Origin of the sequence: Altererythrobacter lutimaris (assembly GCF_013371495.1) — a bacterium.
Lineage (GTDB): Bacteria > Pseudomonadota > Alphaproteobacteria > Sphingomonadales > Sphingomonadaceae > Erythrobacter > Erythrobacter lutimaris_A.
In genome coordinates, this window is the sequence record NZ_JABWTA010000001.1 from 429,241 (window position 1) to 448,862 (window position 19,622).

Below are 19,622 nucleotides of genomic sequence, written 5' to 3' on the forward strand. Positions count from 1 at the left end.
GGGTAACATCATGAAGGTGTGGAGCATTTCGCGTGCAGTCGGCCTGTTTACAGGCGACAGCCGCGCACTCCTGATCATGATATCGGGCGCTGTATTGCTCGCCGGTTGGGTCTGGCTAGCGCAGAACCCTCAACACGATCCGCTCGCGCCGCTTGATCTTAACGATCCGCCGGGCTGGGCAACCGCAAGCAAGCTTTCCGACTTGCCGGGCAATCAAGCGCTGTGCCGCGAAGTGCTTACGCGCAGCAATGTGCAATTCACAGCCTTGCCAGGTGAAGGCGACGGCCCTTGCGGTCTGCCTGATCGCACTCGGATCGATAATCCGCTGATCGTTCCGGGCAGCACTGTCGCAACTTGCCCGGTAAATGCAGGTCTTGCGCTGTGGCTGAACCATGGCGTTCAGAAGGCGGCCGCTGAACATCTCGATAGCGAAGTCACCCGAATTCTTCACCTTGGCACGATCAATTGCCGGCGCGTGAACTCAAGCCAGACCGCGCCGTGGAGCGAGCATGCGCGCGGCAACGCCATCGACATCAGCGGCTTTGTCTTGGCCAATGGCGAATATGTTAGCGTCCTGCAGCATTGGGGTCAGGGCAAAAAAGGCGATTTTCTGGAAGCTGTTCGGGACAGCGCCTGCACGAGTTTCCGGACCGTTCTTTCACCGGAATATAATGCGGAGCACGCCGATCACTTCCATTTGGATCAAGGCACGCGTTGGGCGAGGGTTTGTCGGTAATGATCGGTTGAGCGACCGCTCGATCGCGGCCTTAGACAGCTTCAAACGAATAGCCCGCTGAGCGGACGGTACGGATCGGATCTCTCGATCCGTTGACTTCAAGCGCTTTGCGCAAGCGCCGGATGTGCACATCGACAGTGCGAAGCTCGATATCGCTTTGCGTGCCCCATACTCCGTCGAGCAATTGTCCGCGGCTGAATACCCGCCCAGGGCTCTCCATGAAGAATTTCAGCAAGCGATACTCGGTGGGCCCGAGCTGGAGGGCTTGGCCATGGCGCGTCACACGGTGCGCAACGGGATCGAGCGTGATATCGCCTACTTCAAGCGACTCGCCGGCAAGGGCTGGGCGGATACGCCGCATGACAGCCGCGACTCTCGCAAGCAGTTCGCGCGGTGAGAAAGGCTTGGTGAGGTAGTCGTCTGCACCTGTGTCCAGCCCGCGTACTCTGTCATCTTCAGCTTCACGCGCTGTCAGCATGATGATGGGAACATGCGCTGTCGATTTGTCACGGCGCAGACGGCGGCACACTTCAATTCCGCTTGTCCCTTCGATCATCCAGTCAAGGATGATCAGGTCTGGCGTTTCCTCAGCGGCAAGCATCAGCGCTTCATCGCCGTCTGGCGTCGAGCGAACCTGATAGCCTTCATTCTGGAAGCGAAACTCCAGCAACTCTGCCAGCGCCGGATCGTCTTCAACAAGGAGCAGCCTTGCAGCGGTCATCGGTGATTCCTCTAAGTCCACCAAAGACCTCGCACGGGTTTTGTTTCAATTTCGCGACTTGTTTGTGAGCGACTGACCGCTTTGTTGCAGAGCCCTTCAGGCGCTCCGCAAAAGGAGGCAAAATCAGTCGGTTTCATCGTCCGGATATGTGCCAGTCGCGGCGAAATGGACCATCTCAGCAACGTTCGTTGCATGATCTCCGATCCGCTCGATATTCCGCGCCACAAACAACAACTGCGCGGCGCTGGAAATCGTCGCAGGGTTCTCGACCATGTAGCTGACCAGATTGCGGAAGATCGAGTTGTAGAACGCGTCCACTTTTTCGTCGGCCGCGATCACTTCCTTGGCAAGCTCGGGATCGCGCGCCGCATAAGCTGTCAGCACGTCGTGGACCATCTCGCTTGCAAGCTCGCCCATTGCAGGGAGCAAAGTGAGCGGCTCAAACCGGCTGCGGCCTTCGATCTCGCCCACGCGTTTGGCGATGTTCTTTGAATAGTCACCGATCCGTTCGACCACGCCGCTGATCTTCAGTGCTGCGATGACTTCGCGCAAATCGTCTGCCATCGGCGCGCGCAAAGCGATCAGGCGAACCGCCAGCTTGTCGACCTGCATTTCGAGATCGTCGAGCTTCTTGTCTCGCTCAACCACTTTGGCAGCAAGCTCTTCATCTCCGCGAACCATCGCGTCGAGCGATTCCTGGATAGCGACCTCGGCGAGGCCTCCCATCTCTCCAATGAGCCCGCGAAGACGCGTAATGTCTTCGTCGAATGCCTTTACTGTATGCTCAGCCATAACGTCCCGTAATGTAGTCTTTGGTCCGGTCCTCGATCGGATTGGTGAAAATATCAGACGTGCGACCATACTCCACAATCTTCCCGAGGTGGAAGAAGGCCGTGCGCTGCGACACGCGAGCGGCCTGTTGCATGGAGTGCGTAACGATGACGATAGCATATCGTCCGGCAAGTTCGGCAATAAGCTCTTCGATTTTGGCGGTAGCGATCGGGTCAAGCGCGGAACACGGCTCGTCCATCAGGATCACTTCAGGATCAACTGCGATGGCGCGCGCGATGCAGAGGCGCTGCTGCTGCCCGCCAGAAAGCGCTGTACCGCTATCGTCCAACCGGTCTTTGACTTCGTCCCAAAGGCCTGCACGCTTTAGCGATGTCTCAACGACCGCGTCCAGATCATCCTTGGTTGGCGCAAGACCGTGGATCTTCGGGCCGTAGGCTATGTTGTCGTAAATCGACTTGGGAAAGGGGTTGGGCTTTTGGAACACCATTCCAACACGCGCACGCAATTGCACCACGTCCATGCCGGAGTTGTAGATGTCTTCCCCGTCGAGCGTGATTTCGCCTTCCACTCGCGCGGTAGGGATCGTGTCATTCATACGGTTCAAAGCGCGCAGGAAAGTCGACTTCCCGCAGCCTGACGGACCGATAAAAGCTGTCACATATTCGGTCGGAATATCGATCGAGACAGAGTCGATCGCTTTCTTATCCGAGTAATAGACGGAGACATCGCGCGCGCCCATTTTGGCGACGGAGTCTTCAAGATTGGGATGGATGACTGTCACCAAGTTTTCTCGAATTTGTTGCGCAGATAAATGGCAAGGCCGTTCATGACGAGCAGGAACAGCAGCAGAATAATAATCGCAGCGCTGGTGCGCTCGACAAAGCCGCGGTCGATCTCGTCCGACCACAGGAAGATCTGGACGGGCAATACCGTAGCGGGCGAAGTAAATCCATCTGGCGGCGTCGCGACAAATGCGCGCATACCGATCATGAGCAGCGGTGCGGTCTCACCCAGCGCGCGCGCCATGCCGATGATGGTGCCCGTTAGAATGCCCGGAAGAGCAAGCGGCAGCACGTGATGGAAGACCACTTGGACAGGTGACGCGCCAATCGCGAGCGCGCCATCGCGGATACTCGGCGGAACGGCCTTGATTGCATTGCGGCCAGAAATAACCACAACCGGCATAGTCATCAGTGCGAGGGTCATTCCACCAATGAGCGGCGCGGAGCGGTAACTCGGGAAGATCCACAAGAAAACAGCGAGACCGAGCAAGCCGAAGATGATCGAAGGGACCGCCGCGAGATTGTTGATCGACACCTCGATCAAGTCGGTCCAGCGGTTTTTCGGTGCGTATTCTTCCAAGTAAAGCGCAGCCAGAACGCCAATCGGAAACGCCAGTAAAAGCGTAATGATCATTGTCAGCAATGAGCCTTTCAGCGCACCCCAGATGCCGACTTTCTGCGGATTGGTCGCGTCGGAACGTGTCAGGAACCCTGGATCAAAGTTCTTCGATAGGACTCCGGCGCTCTTTAGCTCAGACGCCAGCGCTTGCTTCTCCGCCGAACCTTCACCTTCAAATCCCGCTGCAAGGTCGGGCGTGGCTGCGAGTTCGAACGCTGTTTCGCTGCGCAAAATGCTGGGGTCAGCGATGATTTCCTGAGCAACTTCGCGCCAGGCGTTCGGATCGAGTTCTTCGGCTCCCTCTGCGCCAAGCGCTTGTTCAGCATAGAAATCGACCACGGCAGGAAGGCCTTGCGCCTCCAGCGATTGCACTGCGCCCGGTTGCTGCATGGCGAACGGGTCCGCAGCAAGACCTGCCTCAGTAAAGTCGACGGGAACTGAAAGTTCGACACGCTGGAAGCCGCCGATGCCATTCAAGGTCATCGAGCCAAGCAAGAAAACGAGGACCGCGACTGAAAAAACGATGGCGCTGAGTCCAACGATGCGGAAACGGCGCTCTGCCTTGTATCGCTTCGCGAGCCGAGCTTCGAATTCCGGCGTGCGGGTAGGGCGGATGCGCTCCGCATCGCTGCTCATCGCAGGTGCTGAAGATGCGATGTCATTCATAGGCTTCGCGGAACCTCTTCACGACGCGTAGAGCAATGAAGTTCAATCCAAGGGTGACCATGAATAGCACGAAACCAAGCGCGAACGCGCTAAGCGTCGCTGGGTGATCAAAACTGCCTTCGCCCGTGAGCATCTTTACGATCTGCACCGTTACTGTCGTCATTCGATCTAGCGGATTGGCGCTCAGATTGGCTGCAGTGGATGCTGCCATCACCACGATCATGGTCTCACCGATTGCGCGGCTTATAGCCAGCATGATCCCTGCGACAATCCCGGGCAGAGCTGCAGGAACGAGAACGCGGCGGATTGTTTCGCTGGTGGTCGCTCCCATAGCCAAGCTGCCATCGCGCATGGCTTGCGGAACTGCGGCGATGGAATCGTCCGCCATGGACGATACGAAGGGTATGATCATGACGCCCATCACGACGCCAGCGGCCAGCGCGCTTTCGCTTGAAGCGCCGGTTATGCCGACCTGCTGCGCAAGATCACGGATCGCTGGTGCAACCGTGAGTGCTGCGAAATAGCCGTAGACGACCGTCGGAACCCCAGCGAGGATCTCGAGTGCCGGCTTCACCCATGCACGCAGTTTCGGGTTTGCATATTGCGTTAGGTAGATTGCGCTCATCAATCCGAGTGGGATCGCAACGATCATAGCAATGATCGCACCGATGAAGATTGTGCCCCAGAACAGCGGGATCGCACCGTAGCGCGTGGGGTCAGGGTTGTCCGGATTGGCCATCGGATCAGGCGCCCAATGCGTTCCGAACAGGAAGTCGAACGGCCCAATCATGGTAAAGAAGCGTGCGGTCTCGAAAACCAGACTGGCGAGAATGCCAATGGTCGTGAGGATCGCAACGAGCGATGCGATCAACAGGATCATCATCACAGTCCGCTCGACGCGGGTGCGGGCGGCAAAATCAGGTTTCAGTCGAAGGAAGGCAAACGCACCTCCCAGAAAGCCGATGACACAGGTCGCAGCGAAGCCAACCCAGCCATAAAAGCTCTGCGCTTCGCGGAAGAGTTCGACGTAATCGCGGGCAGCCGGATTGAAGACCGCTTGCGTTGAGCCACTGGCCACCGCGCGGGCCTCGGACAGTATGGCCTGTCGCTGCAGGTCAAAATCGGGAAGATTGGCTGCTTCGGGGCTGGCTAGCACTGCCTGCATGACCAAGCCGGGTGCGAACAGGCTCCATAGCCCAATAAAGAGAAGGATCGGTATCCCGATCCAAAGCGCTACATACCAGCCGTGATAGGTGGGCAGGCTGGGCAATCGCCCGGTCTCGCTCTCGCGGGCGAATGTCCAGGCGCGCGCACGAGCCGCCAACCATCCAGCAAGCCCGAGGCCTAAGGCCAAGAGTAACAGGATAGTTGGCGACATGCGTATGCGTTACCTTACTTCAGCTCAGAACCGTCAATGGTCGTGAACTCGGTTGCAGCTTTCATATTCGCTTCCATCACATCAGCAGGTGATGCGATGAGGCCGATGTCGGTCAGCGGGCCGTCAACGTTCCACATTTTGGTCCACTGAGTGAGATATTCCTTGAGACCAGGGATCGCATCGACGTGTGCCTTCTTCACATAGACGTAAAGCGGGCGTGCACCGGGGTAGGCGAAGCTCGAGATGTTCTCATAAGTGGGCTCAACACCGTTCATAGGCAGCCCCTGCACTTTGTCGGCGTTTTCCTCAAGATAAGAATATCCGAAAACCCCAACTGCTTTCGGGTTGCTTTCGATTTTCTGCACAATCAGGTTGTCTTGCTCACCCTGATCAACATAAGCGCCGTCAGAACGCACTTCCGTGCAGACCTGATCGTAGCGATCTTCGTCTGACTCCTTCAGAGCCTTCATGTCTTCATTGGTTTTGCAGCCAACTTCGAGCACGAGTTCCTTCAGCGCGTCGCGCGTACCCGATGTGCTTGGCGGGCCATAAACAAGGATCGGCTCGTTCGGCAGCGACGGGTCAACGTCTGACCAATTTGTGTTGGTCTGCTCTCCGCCATAGGGGCTTGCCGCGATGGCTTCGTAGACCTGCTTAGGCGTCAAACTCATCATGATGCCGCCTTGTGCGGATGCAAATGCGATACCATCGAGGCCGACTTTCAGCTCGATGATGTCGGTCACGCCATTAGCCTGGCAGTCGGCAAATTCACTCGCTTTCATGCGGCGCGACGCGTTCGACATATCAGGCGTCGCAGCGCCTACACCTTCACAGAACAGCTTCATGCCGCCGCCGGTGCCGGTCGATTCGATGATCGGTGATTTAATCTCTGGGTTCTCGCGAGCTAGCGCTTCCGCCACCGCCTTAGCGAATGGGAAGACAGTAGAAGAGCCGACGGCACGGACAGAGTCGCGGGCAGCGCCATCACCACCGCCGCTGCCGCCACAGGCGGTCAGAGCGAGGGCAGAAGCGGCCGCGAAGATAAAGGATTTTGTCTTAGTCATGGTTTCTCTCACTTTGCTGATGAGAAGCGCAAAAGCGCGCAATTATTACAGGGTCGAGACGATGTGTCTTTTGCTTGTGGATATCCGCGATCAGAAATCGATCTGCGCGCGCATGCCGAATACGTCGACTGAATAGTCGACATCACCGGTTCCGGTCGGGAATACAGCGTCGGAGTATTTCAGCTTGCCGTAGTTGGCGAGCAACATCGTGTAATCCGTCGGCTTCCAGACCAGTGACAGGAAATAGCCATCCTGCGTGCCGCCAATGACGCCGGAGTCGGTCAGATCGAGACGGTCATAGCGGGCATTGAGCTGGATCGAGCCGATGCCACCTTCACCAACCGGATTGACCGGTTTCGTGCGGTCGAACTTGCCGCCCTTATAGCCGCGTGTGTCACCTTTGGTGAGGAAGTAGCCCACTTCAGCATAGCCACCGAAGAATGTCGGGTTCTCGAACATATTGGGGCGCGAGACCTTGTTCCAGTGACCTTCTACAACCGCGTGGAACGGGCCAGAAATGATTGCTGATTCAAGACCGTACATCGTCTCACTGTTGGCTGAGAAACGGTCGGTGTTGATGAAGCGCTCGTCAGTGAATGCGACTAGCGGACGCTGGCGATAGCGAGTCGTCGCGCCTTCTTCGAGCTCGCGATAGTGAAGCGAACCGCCGAGGTGCAGCTGGGCGTTGCCGAGCTTCGGCATGTAGACAACGCGGCCATCGACGCTCCACTCATCGTTCGAGAGCTCGTCCATATTGTCTGTGAAGACGCCGGCCTGAACGAGCACATCGCCCTTGCCGTAGGTTGCGCCAATGCCGACGCGGCGCACAAAGCCGAATGCGTCTGTAAACGCGGCGCGCTCAATAAAACTGGTGTGAAGCGAGCTGGTCAGCTCGGCGAGCGATTGGAAGTTGTTGAATTGACCAACGCTGATTTCAACATCGCCTGCCTCGTAAGAAATGATCGCGTCTGTGACTGCCAGATCGCTGTTTGCGACATCAACTTCGAATTTGAAGCCGAAGCCGCCCGGCATGTCGCCTGCCATCCCAAGACGTGCGCGGCGGATATCAGTGCCCCATCCATCGTCTACGCCGGTTGAGGAAGGCGCGTTTACAAAGCCGGTGTCATACTGCAGGCGTCCGCGCGGTTTGAACTTCCAGCCACCTGAAGTGCTGATCTCTGGTGTGCCTTTGAACGCGATTTTCGGCGCTTCGTCCGCCTTTTTCTGCGCGGCGATGGCTGTTTCGCTTGCGGCAACAGCTGCTGCGTTGGCTTCTGCGGCCGCTGTATTGGCGGCTTCAGCTTGCGCTTCTGCTTGTTCGAGCTCGCCTTCAAGTTGGTCAACACGTGCCATCAGCGCAGCCATTTGTTCACGCAATTCAGCAATTTGGTCCGCAGAAGTTGCCTCGTGGTCCTTAGCGTGAGCGGGGACCGCGGCGAGGGTGCTCAGCGCGGTCGCCGCGAGAAGAAGAGTGTGCGTTTTCATGAGAATCGGTTTCCGGATCTGTTGTGTCCGGAGCTGCGCCTATGGCCGCAGCGTTACAGTTCTGTGACACCGAGCTTCGTCTGCTAGATGCATCTGTGGACAAGCAGTGGAGAACCCTCAGAACGACAATTTCACAACCCGCTTACTGAGGAATTAGGCGCTTTCTTGAAGAAGTGGAAAGCGGACTGTGACCTTTGTACCTTCGCCAGGGGTGCTGGAGATATCGAGCTTGCCGCGATGCCGTTCTACGATGTGCTTCACGATCGCCAAGCCAAGGCCTGTGCCGCCTGACGCGCGGCTACGTCCGGGGTCCGTGCGATAGAATCGGCGTGTGAGATGCGGCAAATGCTCAGCAGGGATGCCTTCGCCTTTGTCTTGGACGGCAAAGCGTGCATGGCCGCCAATACCCTTTTCTAACGAGACTGTGACCGGAGAACTCTCGCCGCCGTATTTGAGTGCATTGTCGACCAGATTGCGCACCAACTGCTCAAGCTGCTGCGTATCGCCCCGAATAGTTAGCTCCGTTTCCAGCTCAAGCGCGATGCGATCCTTTCGCTCCGAGCCCGCCGCATCATTAGCCGCACGCTTGATCAACCCTGCAAGCGCGATGGTTTCGTCTGGCTCGTCGTGCTTTTCAGCCTCTACTCGTGACAATGACATCAAGTCAGACACCAGATTGCGCATGCGCTGCGCTTCACGAAGGATCGTATCGAGAAACTTCTGCGCGGTGTCCGTACCAAGGTGGTCAGGCGTATCGCTGAGTGTTTCAACATAGCCGATGATCGCTGCGAGAGGCGTGCGCAGCTCATGGCTGGCGTTCGCGACAAAGTCGGTATGGGCACGGCTAATATCGGCTTCGGCAGTCTTGTTCGTAAGCTCAATGATGGCCATGTCGCCGTCAATGGTCTGACGGTTGATCCGCCAAATATCCCGCCTGCGGGCCAGACCTCTAACAACGGCGCTACCGTCTCTGCTGGAGCTGAATAGCGCAACGGCTTGCGGCTGGCGGAAGATGACGCGGGTGTCCTGACCCACTACATGACCGCCTAGGACGCGGCGCGCACTGTGGTTAGCAATACTGACCTTATTGCGATTCGTGATGAGCAGTGGTGACTGGGCGTTCTCGATGAGCGCACCTATGGTTTCCAGATCAAGGCTGCTCTTTTGTCGCTTCGACCGCGTGTCTGGCGGCTTCTCCGATGTCAGAAACAGTGAGCCGATCCAGACAATTAGCACCGCGACCGCTGCTACCGGATGCAATCCGAAGAACGCCAGCGCGATGCAACTGACAAGCGCCAAGATCATGCCGGTGTAAGGGGGCGTTGTGCGCGACTCCATCACATCAGCGCCCATAGCGAGCAGTGGTAAGTCCGCAAAGCGAAAAGCGGCTGCAATATGCCGCGCTGCTTCATTTCCTGAATTTGTTGGGATTTGCTCGCAAGGATCGTGGTGAAGTGGTGGTGACCCGTACGGGAATCGAACCCGTGTTTCAGCCGTGAAAGGGCCGCGTCCTAACCGCTAGACGAACGGGCCACGCTCGCTTGCGAGAGCGCGCAAATAGGGGCGCTATGCCTAGCGGTCAACCCTTGTTTCGCATCAATCTGCAAAGGCAGCATCTTCAAGGTGTAATTCAGCTTGCGGACGGCTTCCCCAATCATCGATTTTCGCGCGGCCCGCGAGGTGAAAACGGCGGCCTTGTGCGCGATGAAGCAAGGTTTGCCCCATCTCGCTATCGGCCGCTCTGAATGCGATGGCTTTGAAGGATCCGCCCTCTGGCCCTGCTGCGATGACGCGAACGTGGTCTTGCCCGACTATGTCGGCCTTGACGATTCGTACCGGGCCCACTGCAATGCGCGGTGCGGGCCATCCGACGCCGTAAGGGCCTGCCTGTTCCAGCGTTTCAACGAGCTGCGTAGTCAGTCCGCCTGCTGATACCGAAAGATCGAGCTTCATGACCTGTGCGGCGCGAGCGCGCGTCACGTCGCGCGACAAGCGTTCGTCGAGAAAGTCAGCAAGCGCGTTCAGCTTGTCACTCTCGACAGTCAGTCCGGCTGCCATGGCATGTCCACCGCCTGCGACGAGCAGGCCTTCGTCACGCGCTGCAATAATCGCCGCGCCGAGGTCAACGCCAGAGATCGAGCGCCCCGAACCTTTGCCGGTTCCGTCAGCTTCATCCATTGCAATGACAATCGACGGCTTGCCGGTCTTTTCCTTGATGCGCCCGGCAACAATCCCGATGACACCGGGATGCCAGCCTCTGCCAGAGAGAGTGAGCACTGCGCGATTGTCCAGCCCGGCGATCATTTCTTCCGCTGCGGCCTGTACTTCGCGTTCAATAGCTCTGCGGTCCTCATTGAGGTCGGATAGCTGAGCCGCGATTGCGCGCGCTTCCTCAGGATCCTCTGTGGTCAGCAAACGCACGCCAAGCGTCGATTCCCCGACTCTGCCGCCTGCATTGATGCGCGGACCCAGCGCAAAGCCCAAATCGCTGCATTTCGGGGCGCGGTTGAGTCTGCTCGCGTCGATCAAGGCGGCCATGCCAATGCGCTCACGCCGGGCCATGACTTTGAGCCCTTGGGTCACAAAGGCCCGGTTCAATCCATGCAGAGCCGCGACATCGGCCACCGTGCCCAGCGCCACCAGATCAAGCAATTCCATTAGATTGGGCTCATCGCGCTGCTCGAAATAACCTTGCACTCGCAAGGTTCGAACGATTGCAATGGCAAGAAGGAACGCAACGCCGACGGCAGCCAGATGACCGTGCGATGCCGCAAGATCAGTTTCATCAAGCCGATTGGGATTGACTAGAGCAGCGGCACGCGGAAGCTCGGCTGCACATTTGTGATGATCGACGACAATAACATCGACGCCGGCTTCATGCGCCTGGGCCAAGGCATCATGTGCCATCGCGCCGCAATCGACTGTAACAATTAAGCTGGACCCGCCCTGCGCCAGCTTGACCAAGGCTTTGCCGCTTGGGCCGTATCCTTCGAGAAGCCGGTCGGGGATGTAGTAATCAGCGTCCAGCTCTAGCTCGCGCAGCAATTGCACAAGCAAGGCAGCACTGGTTGCCCCATCCACGTCATAGTCGCCATAAATCGTGATGCGCTCTTGCCCTAGAATGGCTTGCGCAATCCGCTCGGCAGCGGCTTCCATGTCTTTGAACTCGCCAGGATCAGGCAGAAACTCGCGCATGGTCGGATTGGCATGACGCGCTACATCGTCGGGCGAGACGCCGCGTGTCATCAGCAATTGCGTGGTGAGGTCCTGTTCGAGGCTGGAAGTCAATTCCATTGCGCCGCCGCGCCACTGCCAGGCCTGACCGGACAGTGACTGTTTTACGCCAAGGACAAGGGAGAGTGGTGTCGTAGCCATGCACTTGCTTTAGCTTAGGTCAAGAAAGAGCAACAGCCTTGCGCCGCTGCAATCGACAGTGATTGACATGGAGGCGTGGGATGCGAAGCTTACGCCGATGGTAAACGCACCGCTTCTTATTGTCTGGCACAGCCGAACTGGTGCAAGCGAAGCTATGGCGCGAGCGGCTGCCGAAGGCGCGGGGGATCACGCAGTTCTCATGCGCGCTGACGAGGTTGAGCCAGAGCATTTGCTGGACGCCGAAGGTTATCTCTTCGTTTGCCCCGAGAATCTCGCGAGTATGAGCGGGCTCATCAAAGAAATGTTTGACCGGTGTTACTACCCGGTGCTCGATCAATTACAGGGTCGGCCATATGCAACGATTATTGCAGCCGGATCGGATGGCGAAGGTGCGGAGCGTCAGATCGATCGCATCGCGACCGGGTGGCGATTGAAGCGTGTTGCTGAGGGCATGATCGTCAACCTGGATGCGCAGTCTCCGGAAGCAATTTTGGCCCCAAAATCGGTGCCTGACGACCAGCTCGCACAATGTCGCGACATTGGAGAAGCGATTGTCGAAGGGCTGGTGTCGGGAATATTTTGAGAGCTTCAAGTCACAAGTTTTTACTACTTTCAGCAATTTAATGACTCGACCTTGTTAGCGTTTCCTTGCAGGTTGTCTGGACTAACGACGGACAATTGGTGGGGATCGACCAATCGGGTTCGAGGAAACTGGGGATCGGTCGCAAGTAGCGGCCAGCCACAGCGTTTGTTTGCTCTTTACGGCAGGCAAGCGTCCAGACCGTCTTGCCATGAGCGAATTCATCCGCTCCGCGCCGCAGCTCGCGATTTCGCACGATCCTTGCACAGAGCCGAGTGATATTCGTCTTGTAGAAGCTGACGCGCGCCCTGATGCGAATGGCACGCAGCAGTTGGCGGGGCAGCCGGTCTGGCTCGAACTCCTGCGCGAAGGCCTGACATTTGATTGTGTCGGTTTGGCTCCGCGCGAAGCAAGCGAAGCTCCCAAGGTGAATTATCGCTTTGATATTGAACCACATACACCTTTGGAGAGTTTTGAATCTATCATTCTTACGCCCGGCAAGCACCTCTCTGGTGGAGGCCGCAGTGTGCCGGTTCTGCGAGGATTACTGGGCCTTGCCCGCGATTTTGTGCACCATTTCAAAGAGGCAAAAGTGGCCTGCTGGCCTCCTTCGCAATCGGCGATAGGGCGCCGCTTTTTTGAGTCTACTGTGACCTCATGGCTTGATGGTGGACCGTTTCCCGCGCTCGGCCTTACGGCTTTCGCTGATGAAGCTGATGGCAGTATTCTCAGCGTTGGCCTCAGCCACTTTATCGATCAGGAATTGCGAATTGATCCTGAGCTTGCGATCGACAAACTGGCTGCCACGCGGCTTGGGCTGAGGCTTATAAATCAGCTCGTTCTGGTTGGCGGCATCGACAAGAGCGAGACAATAATCGGGCCTGACGGTAGTCGTCTGCTCCTCAGCCCTTCACGAAATGGAAAGTTTGTGAGGGTCTCTCGAGAGTAACAGAGGTTACTCGGGGGGACCAATGTTACAGCTTCAGGCCGACACGCGAGCTCGGCTGCCATTTCGCGCGGTTAACCGTCGTGGTGCGCCGGATTACGATCCAAGTTTCCAGCGTCATCATCTTTTGCCGCGACAGTTGCTCTCTCGCAGTTGCTTTCGGCATATGTTTGATTGGATCGAGCCAGGTCGGGTTGGCTTTGACGATTTTCGCGCTAACGGGCTGCTTCTGCCTGCGAACGAAAATACAGCTCAACGAGTGGGGCTTCCAATGCATCGCGGGCCGCACAGGCGCTACAATCAAATGGTCATCGAGCGCGTTGGGAGTATCGAACGTGATTGGTCAAGGACACGGATTGCAGACCCACGTAAAGCGATTGAATCGGCTTCCATGCGGATGCGCTTGCTTCAAACTGCGCTACGCAAACGTTTGCTACAGCAAGAAAATCGCTTCGTTCTCAATCGCAAAGATCCGCTCGGCTACGGCTTTGATTTCACTGACCTCGATGCAATGGCTGAAGTGCTTTACGGCGCTACCTAATCACTAGATCCAGCTAGTGTAGTCGGTCTTGGCGAGGAGTTCGGCCTTGGCTTTGTGATATTCGCGCTCGAAGCGGGCAACCATCTCTTCGACTGTGCCAACCTCTTTAACTGCGCCCACGCCTTGGCCTGAGCCCCAGATGTCCTTCCATGCCTTTGCCTTGGTGTTGCCGCCGCTGCCGAAGTTCATCTTGCTCGGATCGCTTTCCGGCAGATTGTCGGGGTCCAGTCCTGCGGCTTCAATCGAATTGCGCAAATAGTTGCCGTGTACACCAGTGAAGAGGTTCGAATAGACAATTCCTTCAGCAGAGCTCTCAACAATACTGTCCTTATAGCCTTGGACCGCATTGGCTTCCTTGGTGGCGATGAACGCGCTGCCGCAATAGCCAAAGTCTGCGCCCATCGCTTGTGCTGCAAGAATGGAATAGCCATTCGCGATCGAACCGGACAGCGCGACAAGTCCATCAAACCACTCGCGGATTTCCTGCATCAGCGCGAAGGGCGACTGCGTGCCCGCATGGCCGCCAGCGCCTGCAGCAACGGGTATAAGCCCGTCGGCACCTTTCTCGATCGCCTTGTTGGCAAAGCGATTGTTGATCACGTCGTGCATGCTGATGCCGCCCCAATTGCGGATCGCATCGAAAATTTCCGTGCGCGCGCCCAATGAAGTGATGACCATCGGCACTTGCCACTTCTCGCATGTCGCCATGTCGGCTTCGACCCGGTCATTGGTGCGGTGTACGATCTGATTGACGGCGAAGGGTGCTGCCGGCTTGTCCGGGTTCTCGCGATTGTGCTTGGCCAGCTCCTCAGTGATCTGGTGCAGCCATTCGTCAAGCATGCTCTGCGGTCTTGCATTGAGTGCAGGAAAGCTTCCGATGACGCCAGCCTTGCATTGCGCGATGACCAGTTCCGGTCCGGACACGATAAACAGCGGAGAGCCGATCAGCGGCAGGCGAAGGCGATCAAACGGAGCAGGCAAAGACATGCGCGAAAAGTTCCTTGTGACAATCTGTTTGGTTGACCGCCTATGGTGCGCATAGCGGCTTGTCGAGACTGACGTTACGTAAACGTCAATGCTGAGGCCGGATTAGCTCAGCACATGCTCAATGCGATAGAAGCGTGCTGCGTTCCCGGAATAGAGATTTGATTTTTCCTCGGCGCTCGCGCTGCGGGTCAGGCGTTTGAACGCGTTCCACAGCACAGGGTAAGACCCGCCCCAGCGATCGACCGGGTAATTGCTTTCAAACATCGCGCGCTTTGTACCGAAGGCATCGATGCAGGTTTCGATATAGGGCCGCCACAAGGCGGCGAGCGTTTCAGAACCTACGCCAGCAGCAGGACCTTCCTCCGGCATTGCGCAATTGTGCATCGCAAGCCCGCCGAGCTTGATCGAGACGTTCTCGCACTTGGCAAGCTCATGGATGTTGTGCCGCCAAGTATCGAAACGCTGATGCAGCTTGCCAGTGTAAGACGCCATCCCGAGCGGTGTGCCGCAATGGTCAAGGCAGATCGGCTGGTCAGGAAAGGCTCGCGCAAGATCGATCAGGTCGGGCAGCTGAGGCTCAAGCATCCACGCGTCAAAGCTCAGGCCGGCTTTTCCAAGCTCTGCAAAGCCTTCGCGAAACTTCGTGTCGAGCAGTAGGCCTTCTGGCGCGCTGAAGGGTGGCCCAAGCACTTCAGGGTCCGCATCCCAGGCCGACGAATGACGAATGCCGCTAAACCGGTCAGGCGCAGCTGCCTGTAGCCGTTCGAGCACAAGCGCTACACCGCTACCCAAGGTGAGATCCGCATGACCAACTATCCCGGCACATGCTCGCACATTTCCATAAAGCCCGCTGGCAGACTGCGCAGCTACGCCATTCACATATTCGACTTCGCCCACGACTTTCATCGCTTCGCTTGTCCCGGCCCGGTAGAATGCGCTGCATTCCATGAAGACAGTCGCGACAATATTGTGGCCAGTCTGCAAATCAGCGAGGAACTGGTCGAACGTGTAATGCGCTACCGGAACCAGCGTTTCGATGAAGCGGTGACGGGGCTCGGGGAACATCGGCATGAGGGGCCGCAAATCCCATAGATGATGATGCGGATCGATGATCGCAAGATCAGGTTCGAGTATCTCTTCGGTCATGTCCGCACTCCCAGGTGTTTTGCGTTAGAAATTCGCCAAGCTCAGTCCCATTATGGGGCCAAAGCCGTTGGCTTGTTGGTTACGCATGTTACACAGTCCATAGGACAATATCTCGCAAGGGGGAAACAGGGGGCAAATTTGTGCTATCTCCATGATTTCGCCTTATGATTTTGCGAAACTGTAGGAAATAGAAAGCTGAAGACTGCGGATGGTCAAAACTCTTCTGAAAAACGTCTACAAGACGATTGAACCGCAGAGCGTCTGGCGCTGGCGCATGCATGCGGCATTTCGCGAAGAGGTTGAAGGGGGAGGGGACCCTGAACTGACTTGGCTGGATCGCATTGTTCCTGCTGGCGGCATTGCGCTCGATATCGGTGCGAACCGCGGTGTCTATTCTTACAAGCTTGCAGAGATCTGCTCTCGTGTGATCGCATTCGAGCCCAATCCGCGTATCGCAGGCGCGCTGAAAGCGCTCAAGCGCGAGAATGTCGAAGTGCGCGAGATTGCGCTGTCCAATGCACCTGGTGAAGCGCAACTCACTATTCCCGCATCCGAGCACGATCACGGCTTCGCGACTATGCGCAGCGATGCCTTCCAGCAGGTCGAGCATGATACGATCACGATCCCGACCGCGCGGCTGGACGATTTGGAGCTGCCGAAAGTCGATTTTGTAAAGATCGATGTCGAAGGCTTTGAAGAACAGGTGCTTGAGGGCGCGATGGCTAAGCTCGCAGGGGACAAACCCGCAATCTTTATCGAGATCGAGCAGCGTCACTGCAATGGTGTGTTCGAACGCTTGCCACAAAGTCTCGCAGCTATCGGCTATGCCGGGTACTTTCTTCAGGATGATGCCTGGCATTCGATGGAGAAGTTCGACGTCCACACGCATCAGCTTGCAGCGATTGATGAAAGCGGACGCATTCGGGCGGGCACAACAGTCTATGTGAACAACTTCCTGTTTCTTGCCGACGGGCAGCAGCCTCCGGTCCGCTGATCGATGAAAAGAGGCAAAGCCTCTCAGCCAAGCAAACGCGTTTTGGTGCTGGGCGCGAGCGGTACGATCGGCCAAGCAGTAATGAGGGCGCTGGTCGAAGCCGAGTTCACGACTGTCGGGATGATGCGCCGTTCTTCGAGCAATGAAGCGCTGGCAGAGACATTGGAGCGCGATGGCTGCAGCGTTCATTTCGGCCTTGTGACAGATCGCGCTGCAATCGCGGATGCAATGACGGCTGCAAAGCCTGATACAGTGATATCCTGCCTAGCGTCGCGTTCGGGTGCACCTGAAGACGCTCAAAGAATTGATTTCCAAGCTAATTTGGATGCGCTGGATGAGGCAGTGGCGAATGAAGTGAGGCACTTCATCTTGCTCTCAGCGATCTGTGTGCAAAAGCCGCGCCTTGCTTTCCAGCATGCCAAATTGCGGTTCGAACGCCGCTTGCAGGTCTCTGGGCTCACATGGTCGATTGTCCGTCCTACGGCCTTCTTCAAGTCTCTGTCGGGACAAGTCAAGCAGGTGAGGGCGGGTAAGTCGTTCCTGCTTTTCGGCGATGGTGAGCTGACCCGGTGCAAACCGATCAGCGATGCTGACTTGGCGCGCTACATCGTGCGCTGTCTGGACGATCCAGCGAAACAGAACGCGATTCTGCCGATTGGTGGTCCCGGACCTTCCATCTCCCCGCGCGAACAAGGGGAAATGCTGTTCAAGCTCGTTGGCAAGCCGCCGCGTTACAAAAGCGTGCCGGTGGGCATGTTTAGCTTCTTCTCGGGCATACTGGCGCCGTTTGCAAAGCTCTCTTCCTGGGTTGCGGAGAAGCGCGAATACGCGCGGATTGCGCGATACTATGCGACGGAAAGCATGCTGGCGTGGGACGCCGAAGCCGGTGCGTATTCCGAAAGTCTCACGCCCGAGTTTGGGAGCGAAACTCTCGAGATCCACTACCGCGCGTTGCTCAAGCTTTGACGACGGAATTTGCCGCGCTCAGCACCGCGCGAACGCTTGCTGTCGAGACGTCTTCGTCAATCCCGCAGCCCCATATGATATCATCGCCTGACTGGCACATGAGATAGGCGGCCGCGCGCGCGTCGCGTCCTGAACCCATGGCGTGTTCTGTGTAATCGAGCACGCGGATATCCAAGCCAAAGCTCTCTTCCAGCGTACCGAGCACTGACGAGATCAAGCCATTGCCGCGGCCTGAGACCCGCTGCTCTTCTCCTTTGACCATGACTGTGCCTGAGAAAATGCGCGTTCCATCCGAAGCGCGACTTTCCTCGTAGTCGACCAGCTGGAAGTGCTTGTCGGGTGTCTGGACGTGGTAAGCGGCTTTGAATGCTTGCAAAATGTCAGGGGCGTTGAGTTCGCGGCCAAGCGCGTCTGCCATGCGTTGGACATGCTTGGAGAAGTCGGCTTGCATTTTCTTGGGCAGCTTGAGGCCCTGATCCTGCTCCAGCACCCACGCGAATCCGCCTTTGCCGGATTGCGAATTGACACGGATGACGGCTTCATAATCTCGGCCAAGGTCAGCGGGATCGATAGGCAAGTAAGGCACGCGCCATTGCTCGTCATTCTGCTGCTCGTTGGCTTCAAAGCCTTTCTTGATCGCGTCCTGATGGCTGCCTGAGAATGCCGTAAAGACCAGCTCGCCGCCATAGGGGTGACGCTGGTGGACGGGCAGTTCGTTGCAATACTCGACGGTCTCGATGACCCGGTCGATGTCGGAGAAATCTAGTCCTGGATCAACGCCTTGCGTGTACATATTGAGAGCAACTGTCACCAAGCAGCAATTGCCGGTGCGCTCACCATTGCCGAACAGGCAACCTTCGACCCGGTCCGCGCCTGCCATCAGGCCAAGCTCTGCCGCAGCCACGCCTGTTCCGCGATCATTATGCGTGTGCAGGCTGATCACCGCACTCTCGCGATTGGGCAGGTTCTTGCAGAAATACTCGATCTGATCGGCGTAGATATTGGGGGTTGCCGCTTCGACAGTCGCAGGCAGATTGAGGATAATCGGATGCTCGGGCGTTGGCGCGAGCACACGCATCACCTCTTCGCAAACCTCGATGCTGAAATCGATTTCGGCGGTTGAAAAGGTCTCCGGCGAATACTGAAAGTGCCATTGCGTATCGGGTCGCTTGGCCGCTTCATCGCGCATCACTTTCGCGCCTTGTGAAGCGATTTCGCATACTTCGTCTTTCGACATACGGAAGACGATATCGCGCCATGCGGGGCTGACAGCGTTGTAGAGGTGGACGATTGCCTGCTTTGCGCCTTCGAGGCTTTCAAAGCTTGTCCGGATGAGATCTTCGCGGCTCTGGGTGAGGACCTGGACGATCACATCTTCAGGAATGCGGCCTGACGTGACCAGGCCAGAAATGAAGTCAAATTCGGTAGCGCCTGCGCTCGGGAAACCGACTTCGATCTCCTTCACGCCGATCTCGACAAGCAGGTCGAAGAAGCGGTTCTTCTTCACCGCATCCATCGGGTCAATGATCGACTGGTTGCCATCGCGCAGGTCGGTCGAAAGCCAGCGCGGCGGCGACGTGATCGTGCGGCTCGGCCATTGCCGGTCGGGCAGGTTGATTTGCGGGAAGGGCCGGTATTTGCGGCCAGGATCGGAAAGCATTGGCATGAATTGGGCTCGTAACGGTAAATCTGGGAAGCTGTTGCGGGTCTCTATCCCCTTGGACGCGCCCCGCGCGCCTCAGGCACGCAGCAGCTTACGCCCAAGGGCGCGTAAGTCGTAGTAGCAGCGTTCCGTTACGTGTCATGCGATGCGTCTTTGCCGATTGATGCGTGAAAGGCAAGTT

The 19,622-nt window shown here is 57.2% G+C and carries 18 protein-coding genes and 1 tRNA gene; 6 read left to right on the top strand and 13 right to left on the bottom strand.

Annotated features, from left to right (window positions below; all coding sequences use genetic code 11):
* Positions 1–10 precede the first annotated feature (10 nt).
* Positions 11–736, top strand: a complete 726-nt coding sequence (locus tag HUO12_RS02060) for an extensin-like domain-containing protein (protein ID WP_176272027.1) — start codon at positions 11–13, stop codon at positions 734–736.
* A gap of 31 nt (positions 737–767) precedes the next feature.
* Here HUO12_RS02060 and phoB read toward each other — a convergent pair whose 3' ends face one another.
* From phoB to recJ, 10 genes are all read right to left on the bottom strand, one after another.
* Complete coding sequence (gene phoB / locus HUO12_RS02065) at positions 768–1,457, bottom strand: phosphate regulon transcriptional regulator PhoB (protein ID WP_176272028.1); 690 nt, start codon at positions 1,455–1,457, stop codon at positions 768–770.
* Positions 1,458–1,580: 123 nt separating this feature from the next.
* The gene (gene phoU, locus HUO12_RS02070; RefSeq protein WP_176272029.1) at positions 1,581–2,249 is read right to left on the bottom strand and encodes a phosphate signaling complex protein PhoU; all 669 of its coding nucleotides are present in this window, start codon (positions 2,247–2,249) and stop codon (positions 1,581–1,583) included.
* Positions 2,242–2,988 (bottom strand): phosphate ABC transporter ATP-binding protein PstB, encoded by a 747-nt coding sequence (pstB, locus tag HUO12_RS02075; RefSeq protein ID WP_217905215.1) that lies wholly within the window; start codon positions 2,986–2,988, stop codon positions 2,242–2,244. Before pstB ends, phoU begins: the two co-directional genes overlap by 8 nt.
* A gap of 38 nt (positions 2,989–3,026) precedes the next feature.
* Positions 3,027–4,316: a phosphate ABC transporter permease PstA gene (gene pstA / locus HUO12_RS02080; protein WP_408609438.1), complete on the bottom strand. Its 1,290-nt coding sequence runs from the start codon at positions 4,314–4,316 to the stop codon at positions 3,027–3,029.
* Entirely contained in the window at positions 4,309–5,694 is a 1,386-nt protein-coding gene (gene pstC, locus HUO12_RS02085) for a phosphate ABC transporter permease subunit PstC (protein ID WP_176272031.1), read from the bottom strand. Before pstC ends, pstA begins: the two co-directional genes overlap by 8 nt.
* A gap of 14 nt (positions 5,695–5,708) precedes the next feature.
* Positions 5,709–6,758, bottom strand: a complete 1,050-nt coding sequence (locus HUO12_RS02090; protein ID WP_176272032.1) for a substrate-binding domain-containing protein — start codon at positions 6,756–6,758, stop codon at positions 5,709–5,711.
* Between the two features lie 90 nt (positions 6,759–6,848).
* Complete coding sequence (locus tag HUO12_RS02095) at positions 6,849–8,123, bottom strand: OprO/OprP family phosphate-selective porin (RefSeq protein ID WP_232367283.1); 1,275 nt, start codon at positions 8,121–8,123, stop codon at positions 6,849–6,851.
* Positions 8,124–8,396: 273 nt separating this feature from the next.
* Complete coding sequence (locus HUO12_RS02100; RefSeq protein WP_176272034.1) at positions 8,397–9,581, bottom strand: sensor histidine kinase; 1,185 nt, start codon at positions 9,579–9,581, stop codon at positions 8,397–8,399.
* A 120-nt stretch (positions 9,582–9,701) separates the two neighbouring features.
* Positions 9,702–9,776, bottom strand: a tRNA-Glu gene (locus HUO12_RS02105).
* 63 nt (positions 9,777–9,839) lie between these two features.
* Positions 9,840–11,618: a single-stranded-DNA-specific exonuclease RecJ gene (recJ, locus tag HUO12_RS02110; protein WP_176272035.1), complete on the bottom strand. Its 1,779-nt coding sequence runs from the start codon at positions 11,616–11,618 to the stop codon at positions 9,840–9,842.
* Between the two features lie 97 nt (positions 11,619–11,715).
* Here recJ and HUO12_RS02115 point away from each other — a divergent pair, with 97 nt between their 5' ends.
* From HUO12_RS02115 to HUO12_RS02125, 3 genes are all read left to right on the top strand, one after another.
* The gene (locus HUO12_RS02115; RefSeq protein WP_176274245.1) at positions 11,716–12,201 is read left to right on the top strand and encodes a flavodoxin family protein; all 486 of its coding nucleotides are present in this window, start codon (positions 11,716–11,718) and stop codon (positions 12,199–12,201) included.
* 208 nt (positions 12,202–12,409) lie between these two features.
* A complete protein-coding gene (locus HUO12_RS02120) occupies positions 12,410–13,147 on the top strand; it encodes a hypothetical protein (RefSeq protein ID WP_176272036.1) in 738 nt (245 codons plus the stop codon).
* 124 nt (positions 13,148–13,271) lie between these two features.
* Positions 13,272–13,685, top strand: coding sequence for an AHH domain-containing protein (locus HUO12_RS02125; protein ID WP_232367432.1), 414 nt, complete (start codon positions 13,272–13,274; stop codon positions 13,683–13,685).
* A 3-nt stretch (positions 13,686–13,688) separates the two neighbouring features.
* Here the strand turns inward: HUO12_RS02125 and HUO12_RS02130 are convergent, their stop codons facing one another.
* Both HUO12_RS02130 and HUO12_RS02135 read right to left on the bottom strand, forming a co-directional pair.
* Complete coding sequence (locus tag HUO12_RS02130; protein WP_176272038.1) at positions 13,689–14,672, bottom strand: NAD(P)H-dependent flavin oxidoreductase; 984 nt, start codon at positions 14,670–14,672, stop codon at positions 13,689–13,691.
* Positions 14,673–14,774: 102 nt separating this feature from the next.
* On the bottom strand, positions 14,775–15,818 hold the full coding sequence (locus tag HUO12_RS02135) for an amidohydrolase family protein (RefSeq protein ID WP_176272039.1): 1,044 nt from the start codon (positions 15,816–15,818) through the stop codon (positions 14,775–14,777).
* Positions 15,819–16,026: 208 nt separating this feature from the next.
* Between HUO12_RS02135 and HUO12_RS02140 the strand changes: the two genes are divergently transcribed.
* Together HUO12_RS02140 and HUO12_RS02145 are read left to right on the top strand one after the other, a co-directional pair.
* Complete coding sequence (locus tag HUO12_RS02140) at positions 16,027–16,812, top strand: FkbM family methyltransferase (protein WP_176272040.1); 786 nt, start codon at positions 16,027–16,029, stop codon at positions 16,810–16,812.
* Positions 16,813–16,815: 3 nt separating this feature from the next.
* Positions 16,816–17,778: an NAD(P)H-binding protein gene (locus tag HUO12_RS02145; protein ID WP_176272041.1), complete on the top strand. Its 963-nt coding sequence runs from the start codon at positions 16,816–16,818 to the stop codon at positions 17,776–17,778.
* Here HUO12_RS02145 and leuA read toward each other — a convergent pair.
* Positions 17,768–19,444, bottom strand: a complete 1,677-nt coding sequence (gene leuA / locus HUO12_RS02150) for a 2-isopropylmalate synthase (protein ID WP_176272042.1) — start codon at positions 19,442–19,444, stop codon at positions 17,768–17,770. The two genes, HUO12_RS02145 and leuA, sit on opposite strands and share 11 nt — an antisense overlap.
* Positions 19,445–19,622 lie beyond the last annotated feature (178 nt).

Bases quoted from the DNA above. Each gene is read 5' to 3' on its own strand.
- leuA (WP_176272042.1), bottom strand. From the start codon at position 19,444: ATGCCAATGCTTTCCGATCCTGGCCGCAAATACCGGCCCTTCCCGCAA.
- HUO12_RS02115 (WP_176274245.1), top strand. From the start codon at position 11,716: ATGGTAAACGCACCGCTTCTTATTGTCTGGCACAGCCGAACTGGTGCA.
- HUO12_RS02135 (WP_176272039.1), bottom strand. From the start codon at position 15,818: ATGACCGAAGAGATACTCGAACCTGATCTTGCGATCATCGATCCGCAT.
- pstC (WP_176272031.1), bottom strand. From the start codon at position 5,694: ATGTCGCCAACTATCCTGTTACTCTTGGCCTTAGGCCTCGGGCTTGCT.
- HUO12_RS02095 (WP_232367283.1), bottom strand. From the start codon at position 8,123: ATGGCTGCGCTGATGGCACGTGTTGACCAACTTGAAGGCGAGCTCGAA.
- HUO12_RS02100 (WP_176272034.1), bottom strand. From the start codon at position 9,581: ATGGAGTCGCGCACAACGCCCCCTTACACCGGCATGATCTTGGCGCTT.
- pstB (WP_217905215.1), bottom strand. From the start codon at position 2,988: ATGGGCGCGCGCGATGTCTCCGTCTATTACTCGGATAAGAAAGCGATC.
- HUO12_RS02140 (WP_176272040.1), top strand. From the start codon at position 16,027: ATGGTCAAAACTCTTCTGAAAAACGTCTACAAGACGATTGAACCGCAG.
- recJ (WP_176272035.1), bottom strand. From the start codon at position 11,618: ATGGCTACGACACCACTCTCCCTTGTCCTTGGCGTAAAACAGTCACTG.
- HUO12_RS02090 (WP_176272032.1), bottom strand. From the start codon at position 6,758: ATGACTAAGACAAAATCCTTTATCTTCGCGGCCGCTTCTGCCCTCGCT.
- phoB (WP_176272028.1), bottom strand. From the start codon at position 1,457: ATGACCGCTGCAAGGCTGCTCCTTGTTGAAGACGATCCGGCGCTGGCA.
- HUO12_RS02060 (WP_176272027.1), top strand. From the start codon at position 11: ATGAAGGTGTGGAGCATTTCGCGTGCAGTCGGCCTGTTTACAGGCGAC.
- HUO12_RS02120 (WP_176272036.1), top strand. From the start codon at position 12,410: ATGAGCGAATTCATCCGCTCCGCGCCGCAGCTCGCGATTTCGCACGAT.
- phoU (WP_176272029.1), bottom strand. From the start codon at position 2,249: ATGGCTGAGCATACAGTAAAGGCATTCGACGAAGACATTACGCGTCTT.
- pstA (WP_408609438.1), bottom strand. From the start codon at position 4,316: ATGAATGACATCGCATCTTCAGCACCTGCGATGAGCAGCGATGCGGAG.
- HUO12_RS02130 (WP_176272038.1), bottom strand. From the start codon at position 14,672: ATGTCTTTGCCTGCTCCGTTTGATCGCCTTCGCCTGCCGCTGATCGGC.
- HUO12_RS02145 (WP_176272041.1), top strand. From the start codon at position 16,816: ATGAAAAGAGGCAAAGCCTCTCAGCCAAGCAAACGCGTTTTGGTGCTG.